This is a genomic window from Microcoleus sp. LEGE 07076, from assembly GCF_015207455.1.
GTDB lineage: Bacteria > Cyanobacteriota > Cyanobacteriia > Cyanobacteriales > Microcoleaceae > Microcoleus.
This window is the reverse complement of record NZ_JADEWV010000380.1, coordinates 1-3,146: the sequence shown is the minus strand read 5'-3', so window position 1 is coordinate 3,146 and position 3,146 is coordinate 1. Positions and strand designations below refer to the sequence as shown.

Annotated in this window: 4 protein-coding genes; 3 read left to right on the top strand and 1 reads right to left on the bottom strand. The window is 49.2% G+C overall.

All coding sequences use genetic code 11. The features are described from left to right. Window positions 1-216: hypothetical protein (locus tag IQ270_RS31620; protein ID WP_228056811.1), on the top strand; the 216-nt coding region annotated here is incomplete at its 5' end. On the opposite strand, the gene tkt is transcribed toward IQ270_RS31620, so the two are convergent. Then, the gene (tkt, locus tag IQ270_RS29300) at window positions 197-2,212 is read right to left on the bottom strand and encodes a transketolase (protein ID WP_193976626.1); all 2,016 of its coding nucleotides are present in this window, start codon (window positions 2,210-2,212) and stop codon (window positions 197-199) included. The genes IQ270_RS31620 and tkt overlap by 20 nt on opposite strands. A gap of 33 nt (window positions 2,213-2,245) precedes the next feature. Here tkt and IQ270_RS29295 point away from each other — a divergent pair, with 33 nt between their 5' ends. Together IQ270_RS29295 and tmpT are read left to right on the top strand one after the other, a co-directional pair. Beyond that, the gene (locus IQ270_RS29295) at window positions 2,246-2,434 is read left to right on the top strand and encodes a hypothetical protein (protein ID WP_193976625.1); all 189 of its coding nucleotides are present in this window, start codon (window positions 2,246-2,248) and stop codon (window positions 2,432-2,434) included. A 173-nt stretch (window positions 2,435-2,607) separates the two neighbouring features. After that, window positions 2,608-3,146 (top strand): thiopurine S-methyltransferase (gene tmpT / locus IQ270_RS29290; RefSeq protein WP_193976624.1); only part of this gene is annotated, 539 nt, incomplete at its 3' end.

Here is a 3,146-nt window from a genome sequence, read left to right as displayed (position 1 = left end):
ACTCAACACTCAACACTTAACACTCAACACTCAACAGTCAACACTCAGCAGCCAACAGTCAACAGTCAACAATTCCCCAGGAGTGCAACCGGAATTGATATTACATCCCGTACATTGCTTATTGCCAAATTTATTTATGCTATAAAAAAATGGGGCGAGCCAGAAGCCCGCCCCACCAAAAATTATGCTGCGACTATTAGCCCAACAGCGTCTTAGCCTTAGCTACCACATTATCAACGGTGTAGCCAAACTTTTCTAAAGCAACGGTGCCCGGTGCAGAAGCGCCAAATCTGTCGATGCTCAGGCTGTCACCTTCAGCGCCCAAATAACGTCCCCAGCCGAAGCTAGAAGCAGCTTCGACGGCTAACCGCTTGGTAACAGCTTTCGGGAACACAGATTCGCGGTAAGTGGCATCTTGTGCGTCGAACAATTCCCAGCAAGGCATCGAAACGACGCGGACTTTTTTGCCGGCGGCGCGCAATTTTTCAGCGGCATCAACGCAGAGGTATGTTTCGCCGCCGGTGCCGATTAAAATGATGTCGGGAGTGCCGTCGTCGTCGGACAAAATGTAAGCGCCTTTGGCTGTTCCTTCGATCGAGCTTCCGGCCAAATTGGGCAGATTTTGGCGAGACAAAGCCATCAAAGTGGGGCGGGTGCGGCCTTCAATTGCCACTTTGTAAGCGCCGGATGTTTCGTTACCGTCTGCAGGGCGCATTACCAACAAATCGGGAATTGCGCGCAGAGAAGCGATGGTTTCGACGGGTTGGTGAGTCGGGCCATCTTCGCCCAAGGCTACGGAGTCGTGAGTCATTACATAGATAACTCCTGCTTCTGAGAGTGCAGACAGGCGAATTGCGCCCCGCATATAGTCAGCAAATACCAAGAATGTTGCACAGTAAGGAATCAAACCGCCGTGGAGGACTAAGCCGTTGGCGATCGCCCCCATGCCGTGTTCCCGCACGCCAAACCGCAGGTTGCGTCCTTCGTACTGACCTTTTTGGAAATCTTTTTCACCCTTGAGCAGAGTCATGTTAGAAGATGCCAAATCAGCGGAACCGCCGATCAATTCAGGTAGCACAGCAGCCAAAGCATTCAAACATTTACCTGAATGGTTGCGAGTCGAATCTGCCTTATCTTCTACCTTGTAAGTCGGCAAAACTTGATCCCAACCTTCAGGAAGTTTGCCAGCAACGGTGCGCTCGTATTCTGCTGCTTCTGCGGGATATTTTGCTTGATAATCTGCAAAAGCTTTATTCCATTCTTGCTCGGATGCAGCACCGCGATCGACTGCTTTGCGGAAGTGAGCCAAAGCATCGTCGGGAATTTCAAACGGTGCGTGTTCCCACTTCAAGAAATCGCGAGTTGCTTTCACTTCATCGGTACCCAAAGCAGCACCGTGAGAACTGTAAGAATTGCGCTTGTTGGGAGAACCGTAACCGATGACTGTGCGGACTTTAATCAGAGACGGTTTGTCAGTGACTTTTTTGGCTTCTTCAATAGCTTTGTGAACTGCTTCTGCGTTAGTATCTTCGTCGAGCTTGGTATTGTCTACTGTAATGACGTGCCAGTTGTAGGCTTCAAAACGCTTGCCGACATCTTCAGTAAAGGCCAAGTTAGTGTCGCCTTCAATGGAGATGTGATTGTCATCGTAGAGGGCAATTAATTTGCCCAGTCCGAGGTGTCCCGCCAAGGAACAAGCTTCGCCTGAAATGCCTTCCATGTGGCAGCCGTCGCCCATGATGACATAGGTGTGGTGGTCAACAATGGTGTGGTCGGGCTTGTTAAACGTGGCAGCGAGGTGAGCTTCTGCCATTGCCAAACCGACGGCGTTAGCAATGCCTTGTCCCAGGGGGCCGGTGGTAACTTCTACGCCTTCGGTGACGAAGTTTTCGGGGTGTCCGGGGGTTTTGGATTCCCACTGGCGAAATTGCTTGATGTCGTCGAGGCTGACGCTATCGTAGCCGGTGAGGTGCATGAGGGCGTACTGCAGCATACAGCCGTGTCCGGCGGAGAGGACGAAGCGATCGCGGTTGGACCACTTGGGGTTTTTCGGGTTGAACCGCATGAAGCGGTCCCACAGCACGAAGGCCATAGGCGCAGCGCCCATCGGCAGTCCTGGATGTCCTGATTTTGCTTTTTCTACCGCATCGATGGCGAGAAAGCGGATAGAGTTGATGCAGAGTTCTTCGAGTGATTGAGTTGCAACAGCCATAATTCTGGTTTTTATATTTAAGAAAGAGTGTGTGTGGTCGATTCTGTACAACAGAGGTGCGATCGACTCAGTTTGATCGCCCGCCTCTCTGCTGTTGAGTTTCTGTGGAACTGCCGTGAGGCTGCACTACCTATCATCTCATCACTTGCGATCGACAGACAACTTAATTTTTTAATGTTTCGCCGCCTTTGTACTGTCAAAACAATACCAGTGCTTGCATAGGACGGTCAATACCCCTGATGCTCAGTTATACTTTGTTTGTCGCCTGTGAAGCACAAGCCGTTAGCCGTTACGGAATGGAGGCCGTATGCTCGAACTCAGACCGACTTGCCAGAACTGCAACAAGGCGTCGCGTCAGGATTCGCTTCAAGCCCGCAATCGTTATAGGAAACAGAATGGATATAGATTTTTGGCACCAAAAGTGGGAAAAGAATGAGATCGCCTTTCACGAAAGCAAGCCCCATCCTGTATTGGTTACATATTTTAAAGAACTTAAATTGGTGGAAGACAGCCGTGTATTTTTACCCTTATGTGGCAAAACTCTGGATATTGCCTGGTTGCTTTCTAAAGGGTATAGTGTCGCCGGAGCAGAGTTGAGCAAACTCCCGATTGAGCATCTGTTCATAGGGCTTGGATTAGAGCCAAAAATATCAAAATTTGGTAACGTCTCACGCTATAGTGCGACAAACATCGACATATTTGTTGGTAATATTTTTGACTTATCTAATGAAATTCTGGGCCGTGTCGATGCAATTTATGACCGAGCAGCTTTGGTGGCTTTGCCGAAAGAAATGAGAAATAGATACGCAAAGCATTTGTTAGAGATTACAGACACAGCCGAGCAGTTAATGATTAGCCTTGAATACGATCAAAGCCTGATGGAGGGGCCACCTTTTTCGGTTAATAGTGATGAAGTAAATCAACACTATAAAGA